Source organism: Alicyclobacillus sp. ALC3 (assembly GCF_028751195.1).
GTDB lineage: Bacteria > Bacillota > Bacilli > Alicyclobacillales > Alicyclobacillaceae > Alicyclobacillus_L.
Window position 1 is genome coordinate 3,425,749 of sequence record NZ_CP066784.1, and the last position, 19,980, is coordinate 3,445,728.

General features: G+C 56.9%; 20 protein-coding genes and 1 riboswitch. Of the genes, 11 read left to right on the forward strand and 9 right to left on the reverse strand.

Annotation, left to right across the window (positions count from 1 at the left end; translation table 11 throughout):
* Positions 1-65 precede the first annotated feature (65 nt).
* The 3 genes from JC200_RS15730 to JC200_RS15740 are packed head-to-tail and all read right to left on the reverse strand — an operon-like array spanning position 66 to position 2,493.
* Positions 66-1,421 carry a C1 family peptidase gene (locus JC200_RS15730; RefSeq protein WP_274432630.1) on the reverse strand — a complete coding sequence of 452 codons (1,356 nt, stop codon included), beginning with the start codon at positions 1,419-1,421 and terminating at the stop codon, positions 66-68.
* Between the two features lie 53 nt (positions 1,422-1,474).
* A complete protein-coding gene (locus tag JC200_RS15735; RefSeq protein ID WP_274432631.1) occupies positions 1,475-1,705 on the reverse strand; it encodes an IclR family transcriptional regulator domain-containing protein in 231 nt (76 codons plus the stop codon).
* A gap of 56 nt (positions 1,706-1,761) precedes the next feature.
* A complete protein-coding gene (locus tag JC200_RS15740; RefSeq protein ID WP_274432632.1) occupies positions 1,762-2,493 on the reverse strand; it encodes a spore coat protein in 732 nt (243 codons plus the stop codon).
* 156 nt (positions 2,494-2,649) lie between these two features.
* On the opposite strand from JC200_RS15740, the gene JC200_RS15745 reads away from it, so the two are divergent.
* The 5 genes from JC200_RS15745 (at position 2,650) to JC200_RS15765 (ending at position 7,338) form a co-directional block, all read left to right on the forward strand.
* A complete protein-coding gene (locus JC200_RS15745) occupies positions 2,650-3,033 on the forward strand; it encodes a retropepsin-like aspartic protease (RefSeq protein ID WP_274432633.1) in 384 nt (127 codons plus the stop codon).
* A gap of 105 nt (positions 3,034-3,138) precedes the next feature.
* A riboswitch (cobalamin riboswitch) is annotated at positions 3,139-3,321 on the forward strand.
* Positions 3,322-3,486: 165 nt separating this feature from the next.
* A complete protein-coding gene (locus JC200_RS15750) occupies positions 3,487-4,464 on the forward strand; it encodes an ABC transporter substrate-binding protein (RefSeq protein ID WP_274432634.1) in 978 nt (325 codons plus the stop codon).
* Positions 4,465-4,623: 159 nt separating this feature from the next.
* A complete protein-coding gene (locus JC200_RS15755) occupies positions 4,624-5,487 on the forward strand; it encodes a hypothetical protein (RefSeq protein ID WP_274432635.1) in 864 nt (287 codons plus the stop codon).
* Positions 5,484-6,125 (forward strand): SpoIID/LytB domain-containing protein, encoded by a 642-nt coding sequence (locus tag JC200_RS15760; RefSeq protein WP_274432636.1) that lies wholly within the window; start codon positions 5,484-5,486, stop codon positions 6,123-6,125. The genes JC200_RS15755 and JC200_RS15760 overlap by 4 nt, the downstream gene beginning before the upstream one ends.
* Positions 6,126-6,303: 178 nt before the next feature.
* Entirely contained in the window at positions 6,304-7,338 is a 1,035-nt protein-coding gene (locus JC200_RS15765) for a GGDEF domain-containing protein (RefSeq protein WP_274432637.1), read from the forward strand.
* Positions 7,339-7,340: 2 nt separating this feature from the next.
* On the opposite strand, the gene JC200_RS15770 is transcribed toward JC200_RS15765, so the two are convergent.
* A complete protein-coding gene (locus JC200_RS15770; protein WP_274432638.1) occupies positions 7,341-8,504 on the reverse strand; it encodes a ThiF family adenylyltransferase in 1,164 nt (387 codons plus the stop codon).
* A 189-nt stretch (positions 8,505-8,693) separates the two neighbouring features.
* On the opposite strand from JC200_RS15770, the gene JC200_RS15775 reads away from it, so the two are divergent.
* Both JC200_RS15775 and JC200_RS15780 read left to right on the forward strand, forming a co-directional pair.
* The gene (locus tag JC200_RS15775; protein WP_274432639.1) at positions 8,694-9,248 is read left to right on the forward strand and encodes a DJ-1/PfpI family protein; all 555 of its coding nucleotides are present in this window, start codon (positions 8,694-8,696) and stop codon (positions 9,246-9,248) included.
* A gap of 329 nt (positions 9,249-9,577) precedes the next feature.
* Complete coding sequence (locus JC200_RS15780; protein ID WP_274432640.1) at positions 9,578-10,249, forward strand: PDDEXK family nuclease; 672 nt, start codon at positions 9,578-9,580, stop codon at positions 10,247-10,249.
* Between the two features lie 676 nt (positions 10,250-10,925).
* On the opposite strand, the gene JC200_RS15785 is transcribed toward JC200_RS15780, so the two are convergent.
* On the reverse strand, positions 10,926-11,384 hold the full coding sequence (locus tag JC200_RS15785) for a hypothetical protein (RefSeq protein ID WP_274432641.1): 459 nt from the start codon (positions 11,382-11,384) through the stop codon (positions 10,926-10,928).
* 243 nt (positions 11,385-11,627) lie between these two features.
* Between JC200_RS15785 and JC200_RS15790 the strand changes: the two genes are divergently transcribed.
* Positions 11,628-13,745, forward strand: a complete 2,118-nt coding sequence (locus JC200_RS15790) for a WD40/YVTN/BNR-like repeat-containing protein (protein ID WP_274432642.1) — start codon at positions 11,628-11,630, stop codon at positions 13,743-13,745.
* Positions 13,746-13,859: 114 nt separating this feature from the next.
* On the opposite strand, the gene JC200_RS15795 is transcribed toward JC200_RS15790, so the two are convergent.
* The gene (locus tag JC200_RS15795) at positions 13,860-14,900 is read right to left on the reverse strand and encodes an NERD domain-containing protein (RefSeq protein ID WP_274432643.1); all 1,041 of its coding nucleotides are present in this window, start codon (positions 14,898-14,900) and stop codon (positions 13,860-13,862) included.
* A gap of 101 nt (positions 14,901-15,001) precedes the next feature.
* Between JC200_RS15795 and JC200_RS15800 the strand changes: the two genes are divergently transcribed.
* Positions 15,002-15,790, forward strand: a complete 789-nt coding sequence (locus JC200_RS15800; protein WP_274432644.1) for an ABC transporter ATP-binding protein — start codon at positions 15,002-15,004, stop codon at positions 15,788-15,790.
* Positions 15,790-17,040: a hypothetical protein gene (locus JC200_RS15805; protein WP_274432645.1), complete on the forward strand. Its 1,251-nt coding sequence runs from the start codon at positions 15,790-15,792 to the stop codon at positions 17,038-17,040. The genes JC200_RS15800 and JC200_RS15805 overlap by 1 nt, the downstream gene beginning before the upstream one ends.
* Here the strand turns inward: JC200_RS15805 and JC200_RS15810 are convergent.
* Complete coding sequence (locus JC200_RS15810; protein ID WP_274432646.1) at positions 17,031-17,312, reverse strand: SHOCT domain-containing protein; 282 nt, start codon at positions 17,310-17,312, stop codon at positions 17,031-17,033. The genes JC200_RS15805 and JC200_RS15810 overlap by 10 nt on opposite strands.
* A gap of 189 nt (positions 17,313-17,501) precedes the next feature.
* Here JC200_RS15810 and JC200_RS15815 point away from each other — a divergent pair, with 189 nt between their 5' ends.
* Complete coding sequence (locus JC200_RS15815) at positions 17,502-18,062, forward strand: hypothetical protein (protein ID WP_274432647.1); 561 nt, start codon at positions 17,502-17,504, stop codon at positions 18,060-18,062.
* A gap of 115 nt (positions 18,063-18,177) precedes the next feature.
* On the opposite strand, the gene JC200_RS15820 is transcribed toward JC200_RS15815, so the two are convergent.
* Together JC200_RS15820 and JC200_RS15825 are read right to left on the reverse strand one after the other, a co-directional pair.
* A complete protein-coding gene (locus JC200_RS15820; RefSeq protein ID WP_274432648.1) occupies positions 18,178-18,729 on the reverse strand; it encodes a spore coat protein in 552 nt (183 codons plus the stop codon).
* A 263-nt stretch (positions 18,730-18,992) separates the two neighbouring features.
* On the reverse strand, positions 18,993-19,886 hold the full coding sequence (locus JC200_RS15825) for an aldo/keto reductase (protein ID WP_274432649.1): 894 nt from the start codon (positions 19,884-19,886) through the stop codon (positions 18,993-18,995).
* Positions 19,887-19,980: the final 94 nt, after the last annotated feature.

Consider the following 19,980-nt stretch of genomic DNA (forward strand, 5'->3'; position numbering starts at 1 on the left):
GGACAACATCGGCGTCGGCAATTGCCGACGCCGATGAGAATGGTTTGGGCCTAGAGACCAGCCAATTACGCGAGTGACCCCATTGGGTCCCAAGGGTTGAGTTTCTTTGGTTCTTGTTCCAGGGCAGTCAGTAGATTCTCAGGCAGGTGTTTGCGGTGAACGACGATCTGATACATGAACTCGTCAAACCAGCGGTCGCTCATCACGAAAAACCCGTCTTTGCCGAGTTTCGAACCCCAACTGTTCTCCACTTTCCAACGGTTCGGCGCACCGTCGGCCAGGTTGACGCCGGTCAGAACCATGGCGTGTGTCATCAGACTTTCACCGTAGTCGAGCCGCTGCGCCTTTGTCATCTGCAGCGACGCATCGATCGCGTTCTCGTAGTCGTAAAGGTCGGTGTCGAGGATTCCGTCGTCGCGTGAACGCATCTGACCGACGTCGCAGCCAAACCACACGGGTTCGCCTTCGAGGAGTTGTGCAAGGGCCAGTTGCTTGAAGGCAATGATATCCACGTTCAGGTACAGAACCGGGCGACCGCCTTCTACGTTACCTAGGTACTGTACTGTGTAAGTACGCCCAAACGGTTTGTCGGCTGTCGGGGCATTGATGACGCTGACGTAGTCCGTCAAGTTGACTTTTGCATAGTTCTGCACGAAGGCGTGCGGTGTGAGCTCGGTGTCACGGTGGAAGATGCCGTCGATGTCGCGGTACTCAAAGTCAAACGACTTCGGCGGTTCGCCGAGGAAGTAGCACAACATGCGGTAAAAGTCGGCGAGGACACTTTGCTTGTAGCTCTGCAGGTCGTCCTGCGCTGCACCTGTATTGTGCTTGTCGCGCAGATGCGCGGCTGCTTGGCGCAACTTCAGGGTGAGCAGTTCGTTCATCTGCCGAGACCGGCCGCTGTGATAAGTTTCTGGCATCACCCACTGTGGCACGACGCCGTACTTCTCGACCAAGTTGACAAACATATCCCACTGCCCGCCGTCCTGCAGGGGGGCCTGCAGCAACCACTGGACAATTCGGCTGTCGGTTGCCTCGTCTTTCGTATCTATGACGCGTTCGAGGAAGTAGTTCGCCTTCTCAAATTTGTCCCAGAACATCAGGTAGGTCTGGGAGAGTTCGAACGGCTTAACGTGGTTGGTGCGAGCGATCTCCGTCCGCAGCGTGTTGAGGCCTGCAAACAACCAGCAACGGCCGCTCTGCTTTTGGTCCGTGATGGGACCCGTTTCGATCTCGTTGGAAAACGTGAACTGCATCTGAACGAGAGCGTCGCGGTTCGTCGCAACTCCTTCAATGCCACTTTTCGTAATCGCATTCATTCGTGCGCGGTTGATGGAGGACTCGCGAAATGCGCTCGAAACTTCCTCCAAAAATGCCGCGGAAATCGTACCGGTGTTGATGGAACTCGAGGATATTGCCACTCAGACCGCTCCCTTCGATGAATTTTGAGAATTGCACTTCGATTATAACGCACCTATGGAAGTGCCGACGAGAGGGCAGCGCATGTATCCTTCAGAAGCGTGACCACGGTCGACGACGGTGATGTGTCAAGGTGGCCAAGGATGCCAACCACTGTGACGGTGGCCGCGATGTCACCCCCCTGATGAAACACTGGGCACCCCACCGTAGCAATGCCCGGAAGCAGACTCTCCTCTGTTGTTGCATAGCCACGCTGGCGGACTAGCGCACACGCACCCTGATACACACGAAACGGGCTGCCCCCAGAAGGCGTGGAGATGCCAAAGGGGCAGCCCTCGTTGTCTATTGCGGGCCCAGATGATTGATTTGGTTGCTATCGTTCGGGTTGATGTTATTGGTGGCAGATATGCGGCTCATTGAGTTGTAGCCCATTTGCCCGCCTATCCCTGATTGCATCATCACGCCAGGGCTTGCTTGATAGCTGTGGATCATCGTGTCTGTCGTCTTCTGCATGAGCGTCGGCACCTGATAGTAGCCACGCTGATTCATGTACATAAACGTGTCATAAGCTGCCTGATCGCACATCAGCGCGCCGTTGACGAGGAAACTGCGGAGTTCGGTATCCGCACACTCGAGTGCGAACGTCATCCAGGCGACTGCACCGTGTTTGTGCAGGTTTAATACAACACCGGAAATTGACCGGTCAGTGAGGGACTGTCCGTTTGGATTCGGCGCAGGCATCGAAGGCTGGCGCAACCCGAGTTTAGGCTCTCCGTTTATCTGCCCCGTGTATGATTGCCGATTGAATGTCGTGTGTCCGCGACCCTGAAGGATTTGTACACCTTGCAAGTAGTGATTGCTTGCGTTGCGAGCCTGCTCTTCTAGAATGCGCCGCAACTGTGAATCCTGAACTTCCTGAGCAAAGTGAGAGAGTACATCTGCGTTTGCCGACTTCGTCATGAGAGCCTCGTTCATGACAATCAGTTCGTGTGCGCTAAACTCTGGAGTAGACGACCCCGACATGTTCCCGCCTTGCATTGGTGATCCACTTGAATTCATCCCGTTCATACCCATGTAAATCGAACGCCTCCCAAATTGGTTACTTCTTACGGATGTACACTGTCCGACGGACGGGGGCGTTATGCAGACCACACAACCGCCGGGTCAGACCGCACTGGCATTCCGTATGTTGGACATGTATGGATCTCAGCCAAAAGGAGTTGAAGCCTCTTGTACACTCGCATTGCTCAAATCAAGGGCTCGGTCCAGTACGATTCGTTCCAATTTCCGCTCATTGTCAACGGGGTGAGCGTGCCAGACATGGTGTTGGATACTGGTGCCTTTGAGTTGACTTTCAACGCGAAGGTTGCAAAGCAATTGAACCTCCCGGTTCTACAACCGGTCCAGATTGGCGGCGTAGGTGGTCAAGCTACAGCCTACACCTCCAGCTGCCGACTCAACCTTGGCGGGCATATCTATCGCAATGTCCCGTGTGTGGTCGACCCTAGCTTGAGCGAGAACGGTCTATTTGGCCTGCGCTTCTTTATCGACCAGAGTCTCGCGTTGACGCTCAATCCAGGGCGGAGTTTGCTTACCGTGTTTCGCAATCCCTGACAACGACAGCAACCCTAGTGATGGAAGTTGACAACTCTCGCAGACTACCCTAGACTGCGGGTATTCAACAGAATCTTATCCGTTCGGGTGCCTGGGTGCTCTGAGGGACTGACCGCAAGGTCACGTCCCTCAGAGCGAACCGGGAGAATAGGGAAACCGGTGCGAATCCGGTGCGGTCCCGCCACTGTAATCAGCGTTAGGGTGCCATTTCCACTGCGACTTGGTCGTGGGAAGGAACGGCCAACACCTGCTGAGAGCCAGGAGACCTGCCTGAATGGATCTGAGCTCACCTTCGAGGAAAGGGTATGGAGCCGTTTAGTATGTTTGTACATACGGCGAGCCATGGACCCTGTCACCCGACAGGGCCCTTCTTCGTGAGCGAGGAGTGCAGAAGGAACGACTAAGAAGGGCGGCGGTCCCTTTGGGACAGACGCCCACCAGGGAGGCAGAGGCATGAAGAGAGTATGGGTCGCGGCTGTAGTCCTTGCAGGCACTATGGCAGTCGTCGGTTGTGGTACTGGGGCAACTGGGCAAAGCACAGGTAATACTGCGAGCACGGCCACAAGTACCAATTCCACTAGCGCCAGCCAGAGCAGTGTTTCCTACCCACTCACAGTGAAAGACCAGGTTGGCCACAGCGTGACCATTCCAAAGCAGCCAGTACACATCGCATCAACGACCGAAGGCACAGACGAAATTCTGACGGGCTTAGTCCCGAAGAAGGACATTGCGCTTGTGACCGCACAGGCTTCACAGCCCAATTTTTCGAATGTCGCATCACTTGTCAAGGGCATCCCGTCGATGGGAGCTGTGTCTGCTGAACAGGTCATCGCTGTTCACCCAGATTTAGTGTTGATGGCCAGCTACAACCAGTCGGGCGTCGTGCAGCAGATTGAGCAGGCGGGTTCACCCGTCTACGAGTTTGCTAACTTTAATTCAATGTCCGAAATTGAGCAAAACATCAACATTCTTGGCAAGCTTGTAGGCGAGCCGACCAAGGCGGCACAAATGGTACAGATGATGCAACGCAAGATTGGCGCTGTGCAAAAGGCCGTTCGCGGGTTACCGAAGCCGACTGTGCTGGACTACGGTTCCTATGGCTACGCTGCCGGTAATGGCACGACGATTCAAAACATCATCACGGACGCGGGCGGTGTAAACGCGGCGGCAAAGCTAAATGGCTGGTCTGCGATCACCACAGAAGAAGTCGTCAAACTGAACCCGGATGTGATTATTGACACCACAGATGATGCCGCATTTAAGCAAAAGTTGCTGAGTGACCCGGCCCTACAGTCAGTCAACGCGATCAAGAACCACCGGGTGTACATCTTGTCTGGAGCCGACCTTGGCAGCGTATCTCAGTACATCTACCGGGCTGTTGAGGACGTCGCGAGAGTCCTGCACCCGCACGCGAACGTGCCGACGAACTGAACGCGCGTACCTGAACCTTGACGGAGCACACGCTGAACTGAGCGCCCTGTGAACGCTCCGTACAAATCGCAGAACTTTCCTCCACGGCGGCATGAGTTTGCGCCAAGCGGGTCACGCTATGGGGCAGAGAAAACCATGATCTGCTTGGGGGGGTAGCATTTGCAGGGACTATTCGATCGCGTGCTGACCCGTTGCAAAGGGCGCGGAGTGGGTCACAGGCGCATCACTTATGCTGCTGTCTTGTTCACTTGTGCTGCTGTGTGCGGCAACCCCGCGACGTCGGCTGTGGCCGCGACGATTCGATCCGTGTCAGCAGCACAGACTTTGTCGACGCCAGTCTCATCAGTGCCACAGCCCGGAACATATGGAAACAGCACGCAGCCTGGAGCGCCATCAGGCACTACAGCGCAGGGTAACGCTACGCAGCCAAAAGCCGGCGCAGGACAGTTTGAAACTGTACTCTTTCGGGTGGGCTCGCCGAGTGGAAAGCGAGTGTCTGGTGCCCGGGTGATTGTACTCGATCCCGACGGTGACATCGTCACGACCGGCCTAACGGACGCGACCGGTGAATGGGGGGCGCCGGTACCCATTCAGGTGGACGGCCGTTTCGCTTCCGTTCGTCGGATGGGTACGGTGGCTGCCATTGTCGTCGCCACCGGATACAATGAGCAGGTCATCTTTACGATCCCGGTGCTTCCGCACGCCGTGCAGCCTGTCATTTTGAATCCGATCACACCTGGGGCCCGCAATGAACCCCTGGCGACACTGGGGAACCTGCACAGACAGGACGTTCGGGTGCTGATTGACACGTATGCGAACAAACTGGGCTTAAAGCGCCAACCGCCGGTTCATGGGGAGTACGGATACGCTCCGTGGGGACCTGGTCTAGAGCCGCGAATGACGCGCGGAGAGCAAGGGCCCGGTCCGACGGGCGAGACACACGTCCACACTGGTCAATCGAGCTCAGGCCAAGCAGGGCACGCAGGGCAGGCAGGCCAGGGTGAAGGCGGTTCTCCGCAATGAGCCGTCAAAAACCTGCATCGCTCAGCGTTCGCCTTGCCACTGTCCTGGGCGCGGCTGCGACGGCGCTAGTTGTCACAGTGTACCCTGCGCGCTCGGCTGCAGCTCAGACGCAGACAGTGTACAACACGTCCCTGCCGTCCTTGATTCATGTAGCCATCCGTGAAGGCAACAATCCTCGCGGGCCGATTCTGTGGGTGCAGACGGTAGGCTTCGAGGAGTACTGCGACGATGTGTTGCCTAACGAGTGGATGCCGTCCTGGTCACCGGAAGCCTTGCGTGCAGGGGCTGTGGCGATCAAGATGTTTGCCTGGTATCACACTCTGCACCCAGTTACGATTGCCGGATTTACCTTTGATGTTGACAACACGACGAACTTCCAAGAGTACAAGTACTTAAGTGGTACGACCGTCACAAATGCTGCCACGAGGTCCACATGGAGAGAAGTCTTCGTGCCACCGTCTGGTGTCATCCAGCAACTCGACTATCGGGCAGGTATACCGAACAGTCCAAACTGGGCGTTTGTCGGATCACAGAGAATGGCGCAGTGGGGATCGCAGTATTGGGGGGCAGTTGCGCTGATGTCACACCTGAACATCTTAAATTTGTACTACCCTGGCCTCACCATGCGGTACATCTGATGCGGACATGGGGAAAGGAAAACGGGTGCGCCGAAACGTGGCGCACCCGTTTTTAGGCATTCTTTCAGGATGCTATTCGAAACGTTCTTGAGAGGGCTTTCTGCCGGGTGGAAGAAAACGTGTATTTACACTTGCATATTTGTCTGGATCATGCAATTCTATCTGCAAGGTGGTTTCTATGAATCGGGTCGAGCAATTGATTCTGAGTTCGATGGCATGGATCGACGCTGTAAATGCGGTCGATTTGTTACACAAGGCGGCGCCTGTGCTGGAAACTTTGTTTCGTGCAGACGGCGGCTTCTTTTTGTATGTGGAAAATGACGGTGACGACTTGTTTGTGCGAGTCTACGATGCCTATGGCGTCACCCGAGGTCAAGACGAGGAATTGGAGCAGAGGGTCCGCACCGGACAGTGGTTTCAGCGTCTGCCCCACGTGCTTCGCCTTGGGGTGTGGAGCCCGGCAACAGACTTTCCGGAGAGTTGGCAACCGTATATGGCGCAGATTGGTGTGACCTGCGCGGGTGTGTGGCCAATCCAGGCTCACGAGCGGGTCGCAGGTGCTGTCATTCTGGCACGCAAGGAACTGCCTGCGAACATCGCGCGGGAGAATAGGATTATCCGGCTCGGCGTACAGCAACTGTCGATTGTGTTGAGTCTGATTGTGGATCGCGAACAGGCTGAACTGTCGAGTCTGTCCGACCCGCTTACCGGGTTGCCGAACCGCCGCGGGTTCATGGCGCGATGGGACGAATGGCGCGAAGCGTGCATGTACAGCGGACAAGCTATTTGCCTTGGGATTCTCGACGTGGACCAGTTCAAGCACATCAACGATACACAGGGGCACTGGATTGGTGATCAGATGCTACAGGACATTGCCGCAAAGCTTAGCACAATCGTTGCTGGGCAGGGAATGTGCGCGCGGTGGGGTGGAGACGAGTTTATCTTCGTCGTTTCAAGCGGCGGTGCGCCAGAGGCTCTGGAAGCGAACCTGACTGCACAACTGCGAGAAACGCTGCCATTTGTGTCGTTTGGCACAATCATGTTGGAAAGTCACAGTGCGGGTTTCGACGAATCCCGCGCCATCGCCGACGAGCGTATGTATCGGTCGAAGGCCCAGCGAAAACGCGCTGGTCACAAAGTGCGCAGCGGCTCGCGCAGAGCGTCGCAGCTCCGAAAAAACACCGTCGTGGCCGGGCAAAAACCGGTGCTGTAAGCCTACATCCCGATGTAGCGAGCGTAGATCGCGCGCGCTTCGTGAGGGTCCTCGATGCCGTGCAGTAAGGCGCGACCGTCGGCGAACAGCGTGATCTGAAACTGCCCGAAGTCACACCGCAAGAGAGAGGCGTTTTGCCGGACACTGCCGTGTTTCGCAAGGTTTGCAGCCACTTGGCTCAAGTTGACCGAGTTGCTCACAGCGGGCCGAACTTGAATTGTCTGCCGTCCGCACAAGGAGACAGTCAGGCCGTCCGTCCGGGACTCTAGAGCGTGGAATGTGTGTTCGCCGCAGCAGGGGCAACTCGCATTTGGCGACCCGAAGGCCATCTGTGAAAAGTCGTTGCGCCAGAGGTCAACGAGTATCATCACGTTACTAAGCGCGTCAAGGTTGCCTGTCAGGTACTTTAGTGTTTCAGCCACTTGAATGGACGCGACGACTGAGACTACGGGCGCGATTACTCCGACTGTGTCACAAGTGTCATGGCCACCGTTAGCGCCTTCACCAAACAGGCAGACCAGACACGGCGTATGTCCTGGGCGGATGAACGCCGCTGATCCGTAAGAGCTGACTGCACCACCGTACGCCCATGCAATACCGTGCTTGACGGCTACATCGTTAATCAGGTAGCGTACCTCAAAGTTGTCGGTGCCATCAAGAATGACATCTGCGTCGGAGAGCAACTCCTCCGCGTTTCTCCACGTGAGGTCCGTCACCTGCGCTTCGATGGTCACTTCCCCGTTCGCCTGCCGCAATGTCGCTGCCGCCGCCTCGGCTTTCGCCACGCCGCTCTGCGCATCTATTTCGTCAAACAGAGACTGGCGCTGTAGATTCGTCACCTCGACGATATCCCGATCGATGAGCCGCACAAAGCCGACGCCTGCGCGTACCAGTTGCGTGGCAAGGACTGTGCCTAGCGCGCCAATGCCTACAATAGCAACGCGCGACTGTCCGAGGCGCAGTTGTCCGTCACGCCCGATTGGGCGAAACAGAGTCTGCCGCGCATAGCGGGCGTGCGGGGCCTGGATGGCGCCGGAAGGCTGGATGGCGCCGGGGGTCTGGCGGGAGTTCGGCGTCTGCTGTTGGGGATGGCATTTAGGTCCGTGATCATTAGAGTAATCGTGAGTTGTCGACTCGTGATGCTGGGAGTTTGCGTCGTCGTTCATAGTGAGCCTCCTATGCGTCAAAGCAAGCAACCGTGCTGTCCCTATCATACCCCATGCGTTCGGTTGGATCGGGACGGAGACGCATTTTTTCGCGCGCCGAATTGGATATCTATCGTGTTACCGAAGATTTTGACATAGAATGAAGGGGAGCGTGAGGTACGTAATCTCAGGATGGTTGGAGGGAGCAAGATGGGTAAAAAGGTTCTGATTGTCACTGGTGACGCAGTCGAAGCGCTTGAAGTCTACTACCCTTACTTCCGGTTGCTAGAGGCCGATGTCGAAGCCGTGATTGCCGCACCCACAACCAAGACCCTGCACACTGTCGTACACGACTTCGTTGAAGGCTGGGAAACGTACACGGAGAAGCCAGGCTATTTGATTCAGGCACAGACCTCCTTCGAAGAGGTCAATCCGGCCGACTACGACGGACTGATTATTCCCGGCGGTCGCGCTCCGGAGTACATTCGCTTGAACAAGGCGCTCCCGGGCATTCTTCGCCACTTCTTTGAAACGGGCAAGCCCGTTGGCGCGATTTGCCACGCCGCCCAAGTGCTCGAGACGGTCCGCGATGTTCTGCAAGGCCGTGAAATGACGGCGTACATCGCGTGCAGCCCGAGCGTCGAGGCGATGGGCGCACGCTACATCAGCGAGACGCTGCATGTGGATGGGAACCTGGTGTCCGGGCACGCGTGGCCTGACTTGCCTGGGTTCATGCGGGAGTTCTTGAAGCTGCTGAATGAGTAAAAGCGGTGGTGTAGGTGTAGAACTGCGGCGAGCATAGGTGCAGCAGATCGGTGAGGCGAGCATAGGTGTCGCGAGCATAGGTGCCTGGAGCGGGGCATACGTAAGGCGAGGGTCGCTGCCGCGATCGTAACAATTTGATAGAGTGATAGACTCTGCCCCCGGCTGGTTGGTCGGGGGCTTTTCGTGATCCGCCGAGTTTAGGTCATCGTAAGCACATGCGAAATCTCCTGTCCCTCATCGACAACGTATCGTAGCCACACTACGGTGTGACTGTAGGGACGCGATCCTAAGTCAAGTCATTAAAGCAAGAGTTGGAGGGGCGGAGCGAGATGGACTTCGAACAGGCGTACCGGGAGTTGCTGGAGCACCAGACTGCGCTAGGGCACAAGCGAGCGGAGGAGATGGCAGACAAGGACCGTCAGCACGCGGAGAGGATGTTTCTGCAGTGGGTGTGGTGGCCGGGTTTTCAGAGCTTCGCGAATCTCTACCCGGAGTATGCGGTTCGCGACTACAAAGATGGCAAGAGGTACATCGACTTTGCGTATATCCACGAGCCGTGGCGGATCGCGATCGAGATCGACGGAATCAGTTCTCACTTGCGCGACATTTCTCAGGAGCAGTTTGCTGACCACCTCAGGCGCCAGAATCACTTAATCATCGACCGTTGGAACTTGCTCCGATTTGCATATCAAGACGTGAAAGAGCATCCGCGCGCTTGCCTACAGATGATTCAGCAACTGATCGGGCGCCTCACTGCGGAACCCACGCTGGACCTGCAGGACGAAAGAGCAGTCGAGCGGGAGATTCTGCGCTTTGCATATGGCGTAGGGCGGCCGATTACGGTACGGGATGTTATGACGCTGTGTCATCTGGGTGCACATGCGGCATCTGCCCACTTGAAACGTCTGGTGGATGAAGGGTGGCTTGAAGTTGCGAGTGGAACAACGCGGCGGATTAGTTCGTACCGGATGCATCCCTCCCGCGCCAACGTGAGGTTGTGAAGTGGTTAGCTCGGGCGGCTCGGGCGGCGCGGGCGGCGCGGGTGGCGAGAGTCGGCTAAGTGATCGAAATCGACACATGGCGGGTGGCGAGGCGGCGCTAAGTGATCGAAATCGACACATGGCGGGTGGCGAGGGTCGGCTAAGTGATCGAAATCGACATATGGCGGGTGGCGAGGGTCGGCTAAGTGATCGAAATCGACACATGGCGGGTGGCGAGAGTCGGCTAAGTGATCGAAATCGACACATGGCGGGTGCGAGAGTCGGCTAAGTGATCGAAATCGACATATGGCGGGTGGGGAGAGTCGGCTAAGTGATCGAAATCGACACATGGCGGGTGGGGAGAGTCGGCTAAGTGATCGAAATCGACACATGGCGGGTGCGAGAGTCGGCTAAGTGATCGAAATCGACACATGGCGGGTGGCGAGAGTCGGCTAAGTGATCGAAATCGACACATGGCGGGTGGCGAGGCGGCGCTAAGTGATCGAAATCGACACATGGCGGGTGGCGAGGCGGCGCTAAGTGATCGAAATCGACACATGGCGGGTGGCGAGGGTCGGCTAAGTGATCGAAATCGACACATGTGAGGGTGCGAGAGTCGGCTAAGTGATCGAAATCGACACATGGCGGGCAGAGAGGCGGAGCTAAGTGATCGAAATCGACATATCTGGAGGATTCATTACCTGACTGCCGTTCCCTGCGCGTGTTTCTTTACCCACATTGCTTCCTTCGCGGATCCGGTTGATCCCGCCGCCGCGCCGCCCGCCGCCCCGCCGCTGCCCTTGTAGTTCGAATGCTCGACCAAGGGGCGGGGGACCGTGATCGCTTCATGGCCAGGCTGCTGGAATTGGCGTTGTTCAGGTACCTTGATGGAAACATCTTGGTACCGGGTCACGCTCCCGTGATAAGGATAGAGCGGATATGACGATCTGACGAGCCGCTCCGCAAACCGGTCCTGCAGGGTATGGACCGGAGCAACCGGAGTGTGCTCCGAGTCGAGTGGAGTGTGCTCCGAACCGAGCGGGCCGTGTTTGGAATCAACCGGAGTGTGCTCCGAACCGAGCGGGCCGTGTTTGGAATCAACCGGAGTGTGCTCCGAACCATGCAGGCTGTGCTGACTGTCCTTGCTTTCACCCACCGAGACGACCTCCTACCCAAGTGCTTTGCGGCAACCTATGACACTTGGGCGATCCCGGTGCTTGCCCCAAGGCCCGCTAACCTGCAACCTTGCTACTCTCCGACTTCGACTTCGCGCACCTGCGTTATGAATCCCACTACCCGCTCATCTGAAGCAAATAAACGGCGGGTCTCGGGCTGCCCGTGACACGTTGTCGACAACCACTCCGTCTACTCCACAGACGTACAGTTGTAGAGAAGGCTGGTGAGTGCGTTGAGACCAAGACGACGACTTCAGAAATTCGGCTCAACAGCGATGATGTTTGGCGCGGTGGCGCTGTTACTGACAGGGTGCAGCGCGGCCACGGCGACTCAGGCTGGCACCCAAAACAACACGGGGAATCAGGCGTCTGCAGGGAACACGGCGAACGCGGGAACTGCAAATAACTCGTCGGGACAAACGACTAGCATCGTCATTGGCAATGCGACTAACGCGGTCAGTGTTGGGAATACGACCGGGCAAGGTTCAGGTATATTCGGCAGTTCCACGTCGGGGACCAGTGCAGATGTGCAGTCCGTGATCACGGGAATTCAAGCCAGTTCAGCACGCATGACCTCGACTGTCGGAGCGACTACCAGTGGGCAGCCGTACGGCGCTGGTCTGCAGACCGTACAGTTTACGTCGGGAAGTGTTGGATTCCTCGCCGGGCGCGGGATCATTTTGAAGACCACGAACGGCGGTCAGTACTTTCAGACAGCCTACCGAGCGAATATCGACTTTACCGGGCTGGCGGCAAGTCCGGGTTCGAAGCAGACCATTGTCGCTTGGGCCGATCACGCCATTGTCCGCAGCACGAATGGCGGTGCCAAGTGGACTCGTGAATCTCTGCCACCGGCAGGCGCAGCCATCCAGCAGGTCGATTTTCCGACGTCGTCCGAAGGCTTTGCGATCACCGGTAACGTGGATGGGGGTACGCTCTGGATGACGTCAGATGGTGGTGCGAACTGGAACAAGGTGTCGGCGCCTGCCGGCGGAGTTCAGTCCGTATCATTCGGGAGTGCGTCAACCGGGTGGATTGGCTTGACGAACGGTGATATCGACCGCAGCGTCGACGGCGGTGCCCACTGGAGTACCGTGTTTCATCCAGGTGGGCAGTACCCAGGCAGACCGCTCGTGCAAGCCGTAGGCAACCACGCTGCCTGGGCGCTCGTGATCGGCGGATCCGGAATGAGTCAGACTTCGTACTCAGTCTTCCGCACCACAGACGGAGCAACGTGGAAACCCGTACAAGGAGTCAGTACGGCGGGGGCAGGGCCAGCTCCAGATGGGGCGACGGAGGCGCCGAAGGGACCGGGATCATCAGCTGGCCCAATGGTCGCGCTAAACGCGAACCAAGCTGTGGTGACGGGAGTCTGTGAGGCTTGCGGTATGGGATCAGGTCAAGTCAGCTCGACCGGCAACGGCGGTGCCTCATGGAACACATACCCGACGGTGCAAAACGGGATGAGCATGCCGACCAGTGTTTCGTTCGTGTCGTTGAACGACGGCTGGATGCTCGATAACACCGTGTCTGGAGGGTCATTCCTGTTGCGCACCACAGACGGCGGTCAGACGTGGCGTGAGGTGTACCCGATGGTTCACCCGCACCCTGTCGAAGGTGTCTCGTTTCTGAACGCGAACGTCGGTTACGGCCTTGGCGTGCCAGGCAACGCGAGTGCGGTGCTGAAGTCGGCGGATGGCGGACGGACATGGTGGCAAGTCGGATCCCTGCCACAGAACTCGCCAAGCACACCGGTTACACTCGGTAATTCGCCGATTAGTTTCATCTCCGAAACGCGCGGTTACGCTATCGGTGCAGACGGCACCGTCTATCAGACGGCAAACGGTGGGCAAAGCTGGACCGTACTGCTCCCGGCGGCACAGCAAAACCCGTACGACTCCATTGTGTTTCTGCCCGGTGGGAAATATGGAGTGGTCAACAGTTACGGCCAAAACACGGAAGTGACGGTGGATGGCGGTCAGACTTGGCACGCGCTGAACGCACCTTCCAATTTGAACACCCCTGCACAGATGCAGTTGTACTTGACCGCTCTCGCGCGACTGCCGATAGCACCGACGGTCAAGACGCTCATTCAAGCAGAGTCTGCCGGGTGGTTCGATGTGGCGAACGCTCAGGTAGCCGTTGTTCCCGGTCAGAACGGACGCAGCTTCTTTATCACAACAAACGGCGGCAGCCGCTGGCACAACATTGACTTTGGCCACTACCTGAACGCTTCGACGATCGATTTTGTCAATGGCCAAGACGGTTGGATGATCACGGTCTTGGGATCGCTGCTCCGCACCACTAACGGCGGTCAGACGTGGACATACGCCGTGCACTGAGTCGATGTTTTGTTTACTTCTGGATGTTCCGGCTGCATCGGGCAGAGTCACCCTGGTTTTCCGGTCACTCTGCCCAGGTTGGTAGTCCGGCCCTTTGGCCGAACTACAGTCGGTCTAACGCGCCGCTTCTTTGTATTTGCAGACTGAGGTGTTGGCACACTCTACATAGCGACCACTTCTTCCACGTTTCTCCACCATCTTCCCGCCACAATTCGGGCAACGCCGTGCGCGCGAAGTCCAGAAGTGCTCCTTGTTGTATCGAGCTACGAAGTCGTTTCCGACCTGCGCAACGATGGACGCCGGCACCATGTTTTTGCACTGCGGATACCTCCCACATCCCCACGCAATACCGTGGCGCGTCTTCTGTACCGCCATCTGCGTACTGCAAAAAGCACATATGTAGGCCTCAGTGGCGGGGTCGACCAGGACACGCTCGTTCATCGGTTTCGTTTCGGTTGGGTCAATATGATAACGTTCGTAGACATCGATCGTAATGGGGCGGTGAAACGACAGGAGAACGTCTAGTAAATGGGAAGCATCTACAGCGGAATCGGCGTCCGACCTTGACCGCGAGCGTTCGATTAACGCCTGTAAGGTATCAATGCGGGCAAGTGTGGCACCTGCCGGCTTCACACCTGTAATGACTACCTTCGGATTCGGGAACACGATAACACTCGCCAACTTTGGCTTTGGTGCAAAATTTTGTGCACTCAGTATGTCTTCTAGCACGGCCATGTGTCTGCGGTTTTGCTCAACAGGGCTAAACATCCCCTCACGTTGAAGCTCTTCGCCATGCTTGTGACGCTTGACTCGGTACCAATTGCCGTCTTCATCGATATGTACCTGGTCAGGTAGTGACTTACTCTCGAGTACCAATAGACCCGCTGGAACAGCGACGATGTGATCGATTTGCGCAGAGCGATCATTAAACTCGAGACGTACGTTGTTCGCTACAGCGACGTCGGGTGCGTTTCGGAACCAGAAGTCGAGCTGATACGCGACACTTTTTTCTCCAGATTCTCCGCTCAGCATCTTAAATAGGTCCGACTCTATGAGTGCGCGCTTCTTGTGCGAAGACGGCAGCACGTCGAGGAGTTTCTGCATCTCTTGTACTGAACGTTGGTCAGCTTGTGGCACATCTCGAATCAATGACAAGGCTTCCTCTCTCAAATCGTTTTACCCTATTTTACCGTTGAGGGACGTAAACAGCACCCTCCAGTTGCCACTTCGTGGTACAGTAAGACAGGGTGAGAGATTTGGCAGATCATTGGATGTTTAGCGACGCACAGTCGCTGGTAGAAGTATCCGAGCTGCATGTGCGCCGGGGTGGTCAGGAAGTCGTCCGCAATGTGTCGTTTTCCATCTCTGCGGGTGAAACTGTCGGCCTCATCGGCCCTAATGGCTCAGGCAAGAGCAGCACGATTGGCGGCATTTTGGGACTGCTACCGGTCGATCGCGGCGCCATCCGCATGGGGAACACATCCTTCACGGCTAGCGAGGAGCGGCCCGTTGAGTTCAAACGGCGCATCGCCTACATCCCTGAGCAACCGCTCTACTACTCTGACCTCACACTCGCGGAACACATCGACTGGAAGATGCGGCTGTGGCAGCAGGCAGGTGGCGAAGAGCAGGAGCGTCGACTCGAACAGCTCATCGACCACTTTCAACTCGGCCCGCACCTGAACAAGTTTGCTCACCAGTGCTCCAAAGGCACATTGCAGAAGCTGATGGTCGTGTCCGCTTTCCTCTTTCCATTTGATTTCCTGATTATCGACGAACCGTTCATCGGACTCGACGTTGTCGCAATCCGGATGCTGAAACAGTACATTCAACAAGCTCGGGGTGCCGGAGCAACCATTTTGCTGTCCACACATGTCCTCGACTCTGCCGAGAAAATGTGCGATCGGTTTGTGTTTCTTGCCGATGGAGAAGTCTTTGCAGCGGGAACGGCAAATGATTTGGCGGCCGATCACGGTCTCGCCTTCACCAACCTTGAAGACCTTTTCGTAGACCTGTTGCTTGCGCGCAGTGGTGGGGTGCTGTGATGACAGCGTCCGTGCTGTTCGTCTGGTCGCTACGGCGTGTTCGCATCCAGTTGAAGACATGGTGGAGCATCATTCGCCTGACTCTCGATTTCGTCACGGTGCTGTATTTTTATCTTCCTGGCCTCGCACTGCTCATCTACGAGACGAAAGTGTACTACGTCGGGCAGTGGATTCCAGGGTTGCAATCGAACTCGACTGCGATAGCCTTGTTGCACGCTGGCGTGATAGTCGGGATGGTAATCACGGCGTTCCTTTTGCATCTAGTCTCCTACGGTAAGGTGACGTTTTCGTTGAACTATGGGGATAGACTGTTTGTGATGCTGTCTCCCCTGCGCCAACGGACGCTCTTGGCGGTTGTCTGGTTGGAAGGCGCAGCCTTTCATCTCGGCGGCGCTGTGATTGTATTCGCGGCGACTGAACCGCTCGCGCGTGCACTCCACCTCGCTCCGCTCGCCTGGTTGGCGTATGTTGTCTGTGCCGCGCTGATGCTCAGCACCATGCGCGTGCCTACCGCGTTGTGGCTGCAGCGTCGCGACCAGTGGTGGGGAGGATTGTGGCGGGCGGCGGTCAACGTGACAGTCTCGCTACCACTCCTGATTGGAACAGCCTGGATGTGGAGTGGAAGACCTCAAGCAGCCATCGGGCTGATGGTGCTGGCGTTCGTCGTTTGGATGGTCGTGTTGTCAGTGGTCGGTCCTAGGCAGGCGTGGGACCCGCTGTTTAGCTTCCGAATTCACCGAGTGTTTAACCGCATGGCGCAAGACGACGTGGCACAGGTGCTCTGGCGTCGACGTGCGCCGACGCAGTGGCTGGTACGGATGATCGAACGGTACTGGACACGTCGACCGATGCGTCCGGTGACGTGGCTCGTCATGATTCGCAGCCTTCGCCAACGTGGAGTCGTCCGCCAGTGGGTGACCTTCACGCTGGGAATCGTGACCGCCCTTCGTCTGCCGGACTCTGTCCCCATCAAAATAATTAGTGTAGGGTTCATCGGCTTTTTGTTCCTGCAGTGGTCCCGCAGTGTCTTTCGACCGCTGTACACTCCGCTCGTGGAAGAACAGTCCTTTGTCGACCCATGGGCACTCAAGGTGAATGCCCAGAATCTGCTTCTCAGGACGGTTGTGCTGAACGCCATCATCTGGATCTGCCTCAATGTAGTCATTCACATGATCGCGAGCGGATTTCACCTGCACTTTCCGAACCCGTACGCCATTCGATCGCAGATACCTGGCAACGCTCAGGGCTGAGCCTTCATCAGTTCATCCAGGATGCGTTGATACTCCTGTGCGTCAATTTCACCGCGTGCGTACCTCTGTCGCAAAATGCGATACTCCTCACCCTCGCGATGATGCGTGAGACGTGCGGAAAACGACCGCCTCGACAGTGCGCGAATGAGCAGGTATATCCCGAATATGACGATCGCGATCCACAGAAGGTTAATGACTAGCGCAACAATCCCGACTGCGCCGAACCCATGCATCATCCAGCCACCAGGGAAACCGCCCCAACCGTACATCATAGAGACTCCTCCTTGCGACGGAAGTCGTCTGTTCCTAAGGAAAGTATCGACCCAAATACGCCACAGCGAAAGACACCAATTGACTAGTCTTCATGGTTCACGTGCTGGCTGAGGGAGGAAATCAATAGGAGTGTTTGGAATACGATGAAGACATGAAGAGAGGCGCAACCTGTGCCAGGGAGGGCTACAATGTCGAATCGCTCGGCATTCACGTGGATGTTCTGGGCCTTTATCTTTTTGCTCGTCAACTTCTATCTGCAGGGCATCAACCTTTTGCCAGACGTCGTCGGATATATCCTCCTCGCGGTTGGCGCAAACCAACTTCGCCAATCCCATCCCCGCTTTCAGACTGTCTATGTCTTGTGTTTCCCAATGATGGTTCTGTCGATCCCCAATCTGCACAAAGCCGTGCAACCAAGCGGAGTTCACTTCACGTTCGCTGCAGGCAGTCCGCTGTTGTGGGCTGCCGGGACGATTTCTTGGATCGTCATGTTTTTTGTCGTCTACAACATTTGCCGAGGAATCGCTGACATTGCTCTCGCTTCGCTTCACGATGTGCTCGCAGAGCAAGCCATGGTGCGGTGGAAGCTGTACGTGATTCTGCAGGTCGGCTCAGGCGTGGTAACGGTGCTAGGGTTGCTGCAATTTTCCGGAATCATCGTGATGCTCGGTATCCTGGTTTTAATTTACGCGCTGGTCGTGGCAATCTTGTTTGCTACGTGGCTGTGGCAGTGCCGAGAGAAGTTGTAGGTGGATTGAGCGGCCATGGAGGATTTGCGAACGGCTCAACTTCCGGCGGGAGGAGCAAAGGCCGCCGGGAGGCGTGAGTTGTTTCCCGCTCCGGTGGCTAGGACAGCTAACGCGGTTACTGGACGTGGGCGGGGACAGGAGCGGGATCGTACGTATGGGCGAGGGATTCAAGGTAAGCACTGCTCGCCTGTTCGCCCGGGTAGTACCCGTTTTTGCGCATCCACCCTGCGATCTCGTACGCATGACGGTTGCACATGGTGAACGCGTCGATGAGAAACTCACGCAACTGAATGTCGTCCGCTTCAAAAGAGGCGGAAGCGTACTCTTTTCCATTTGCCTTCAGGCCAAGCAGGTATGCTGTCGCAATGCCGCGGTCGTCATGCGTGGTCCCATTCGGGTTGGGAGAGACGGCAGTCGGTGGCTTCGGTGTTCCGGCTGATTTTGTCGGCACGGCCGGGACGTTCAGTTTCTCGGTAGACGACCCCTGCTTGGCCCACTGTACCTTCACATTGTAGTCCTGGATGTGGGCGTCAAGTTGTTTCTCCAGCAACGCCTTCAACTCAGGGTCCTTCACTTGATGCAGAAAGACGCCCATGTTGTTGAGCGTGTTGACACACCCCATTAGCAGGTGATTCAGTTCGTACGCTTCATGCGCGCGCAGTGGCATGTAGTCTCCTCCAAACATTGTGAGTAGTGTGTTCGCGCAGTAAGGTACCCGGTATTTACGTGAAGTATTTACACTCGCAACGTGAAAACGGGAGGTTTCCTGGTTAGGTTACCTCCCGTTCATCACCCTTAGTGCGGCGTGCCCGGTGCCATGCGCCCCGCTGCAGCGACGCTGGTGTCGCTAACCGTCGCTAACCGTCGCTAACCACCGCCACCGGCGCGATCCCGTTGCGTCGCTGACGACATCGCGTCTAACCGCGGACGTTACGTCAGTCCCACCCAGTCAGGCTTCGCGACTTCGTGCCAGCGTGTGCGAATTGCGTCGTATGCATCCGCCGAGAGCGGGCCTAGCGTGGCAATCGCGGCGTTTGATGTGTAGCGGTCCGGCTTCGTGGTGCCGACAATCGCAGTGTGAACGCCCGGGACCATGAGTGTGAACCGGAGGGCAGTCGCCGCTGAATCGGGCTGGGACAGGAAGTCGTAGCGCAACTCCTGCAGCCGGTGCCAATACGGCTGCGCGTACGTGCTCTGTGGCAGTTGGCCCGTCACCCAGGCAGCGTTCGCGATGGGGCGTTTGACGACAACGCCCATCCCCTGCTCCTTCGCCTTTGGCATGGTGAGGTCAATCGCCTGTTGGTCCGCGATGCTGAGCGAGGTCTCGAGGCTGTCGAAGAGGCCAGATTCGACAGCCCACAGCGCTGCTTGACCGTCGCCGCTGTACCCGATGTAGCGGGTTTTGCCGGCCTGCTTCGCCTTCTGCAAGACTTCAATCACTTCGCCTTGCTGCAAGATTTCGAGCGAGCAGCTATGTAGATGAATCACGTCGACGTAGTCGGTGCGCAGTCGCGTCAGGCTGCGGTCGATTTGGGCGCTCAGCATGGCCGGATTCCAGTCCGGGCCAGACAGCCCCGACGCATGGCCGCACTTTGTGAAGAGGTAGTAGTCGTGGCGGCGGTCAGCAACCGTTTCGCCGATCAGTTCCTCGCTGTTCATGTAGCACTCCGCCGTGTCGATCACGTTCAGCCCTTCACCGAGGGCGCGGTCAAGCAGTTGCTTCACATCGCCTGCAGTGACGCGGGAATCATAACCAATTTCCGAGCCCCCAAAACCGAGAACGCTCACGTCCATATCGGTGTTTCCGTAGCGCCGTGTTTCCATCTCTTCTCTCGCCTCCTAAGCCATCTTGTTCAGATACCAGTGTCACGCACGCAACATCAGATTTCAACTGTCATGCAAGCCTAGATGTGGGATT

Bases quoted from the DNA above. Each gene is read 5' to 3' on its own strand.
- JC200_RS15815 (WP_274432647.1), top strand. From the start codon at position 17,502: ATGTCGAATCGCTCGGCATTCACGTGGATGTTCTGGGCCTTTATCTTT.
- JC200_RS15770 (WP_274432638.1), bottom strand. From the start codon at position 8,504: ATGAACGACGACGCAAACTCCCAGCATCACGAGTCGACAACTCACGAT.
- JC200_RS15750 (WP_274432634.1), top strand. From the start codon at position 3,487: ATGAAGAGAGTATGGGTCGCGGCTGTAGTCCTTGCAGGCACTATGGCA.
- JC200_RS15825 (WP_274432649.1), bottom strand. From the start codon at position 19,886: ATGGAAACACGGCGCTACGGAAACACCGATATGGACGTGAGCGTTCTC.
- JC200_RS15740 (WP_274432632.1), bottom strand. From the start codon at position 2,493: ATGGGTATGAACGGGATGAATTCAAGTGGATCACCAATGCAAGGCGGG.
- JC200_RS15780 (WP_274432640.1), top strand. From the start codon at position 9,578: ATGGACTTCGAACAGGCGTACCGGGAGTTGCTGGAGCACCAGACTGCG.
- JC200_RS15810 (WP_274432646.1), bottom strand. From the start codon at position 17,312: ATGATGTACGGTTGGGGCGGTTTCCCTGGTGGCTGGATGATGCATGGG.
- JC200_RS15775 (WP_274432639.1), top strand. From the start codon at position 8,694: ATGGGTAAAAAGGTTCTGATTGTCACTGGTGACGCAGTCGAAGCGCTT.
- JC200_RS15820 (WP_274432648.1), bottom strand. From the start codon at position 18,729: ATGCCACTGCGCGCGCATGAAGCGTACGAACTGAATCACCTGCTAATG.
- JC200_RS15760 (WP_274432636.1), top strand. From the start codon at position 5,484: ATGAGCCGTCAAAAACCTGCATCGCTCAGCGTTCGCCTTGCCACTGTC.
- JC200_RS15805 (WP_274432645.1), top strand. From the start codon at position 15,790: ATGACAGCGTCCGTGCTGTTCGTCTGGTCGCTACGGCGTGTTCGCATC.
- JC200_RS15765 (WP_274432637.1), top strand. From the start codon at position 6,304: ATGAATCGGGTCGAGCAATTGATTCTGAGTTCGATGGCATGGATCGAC.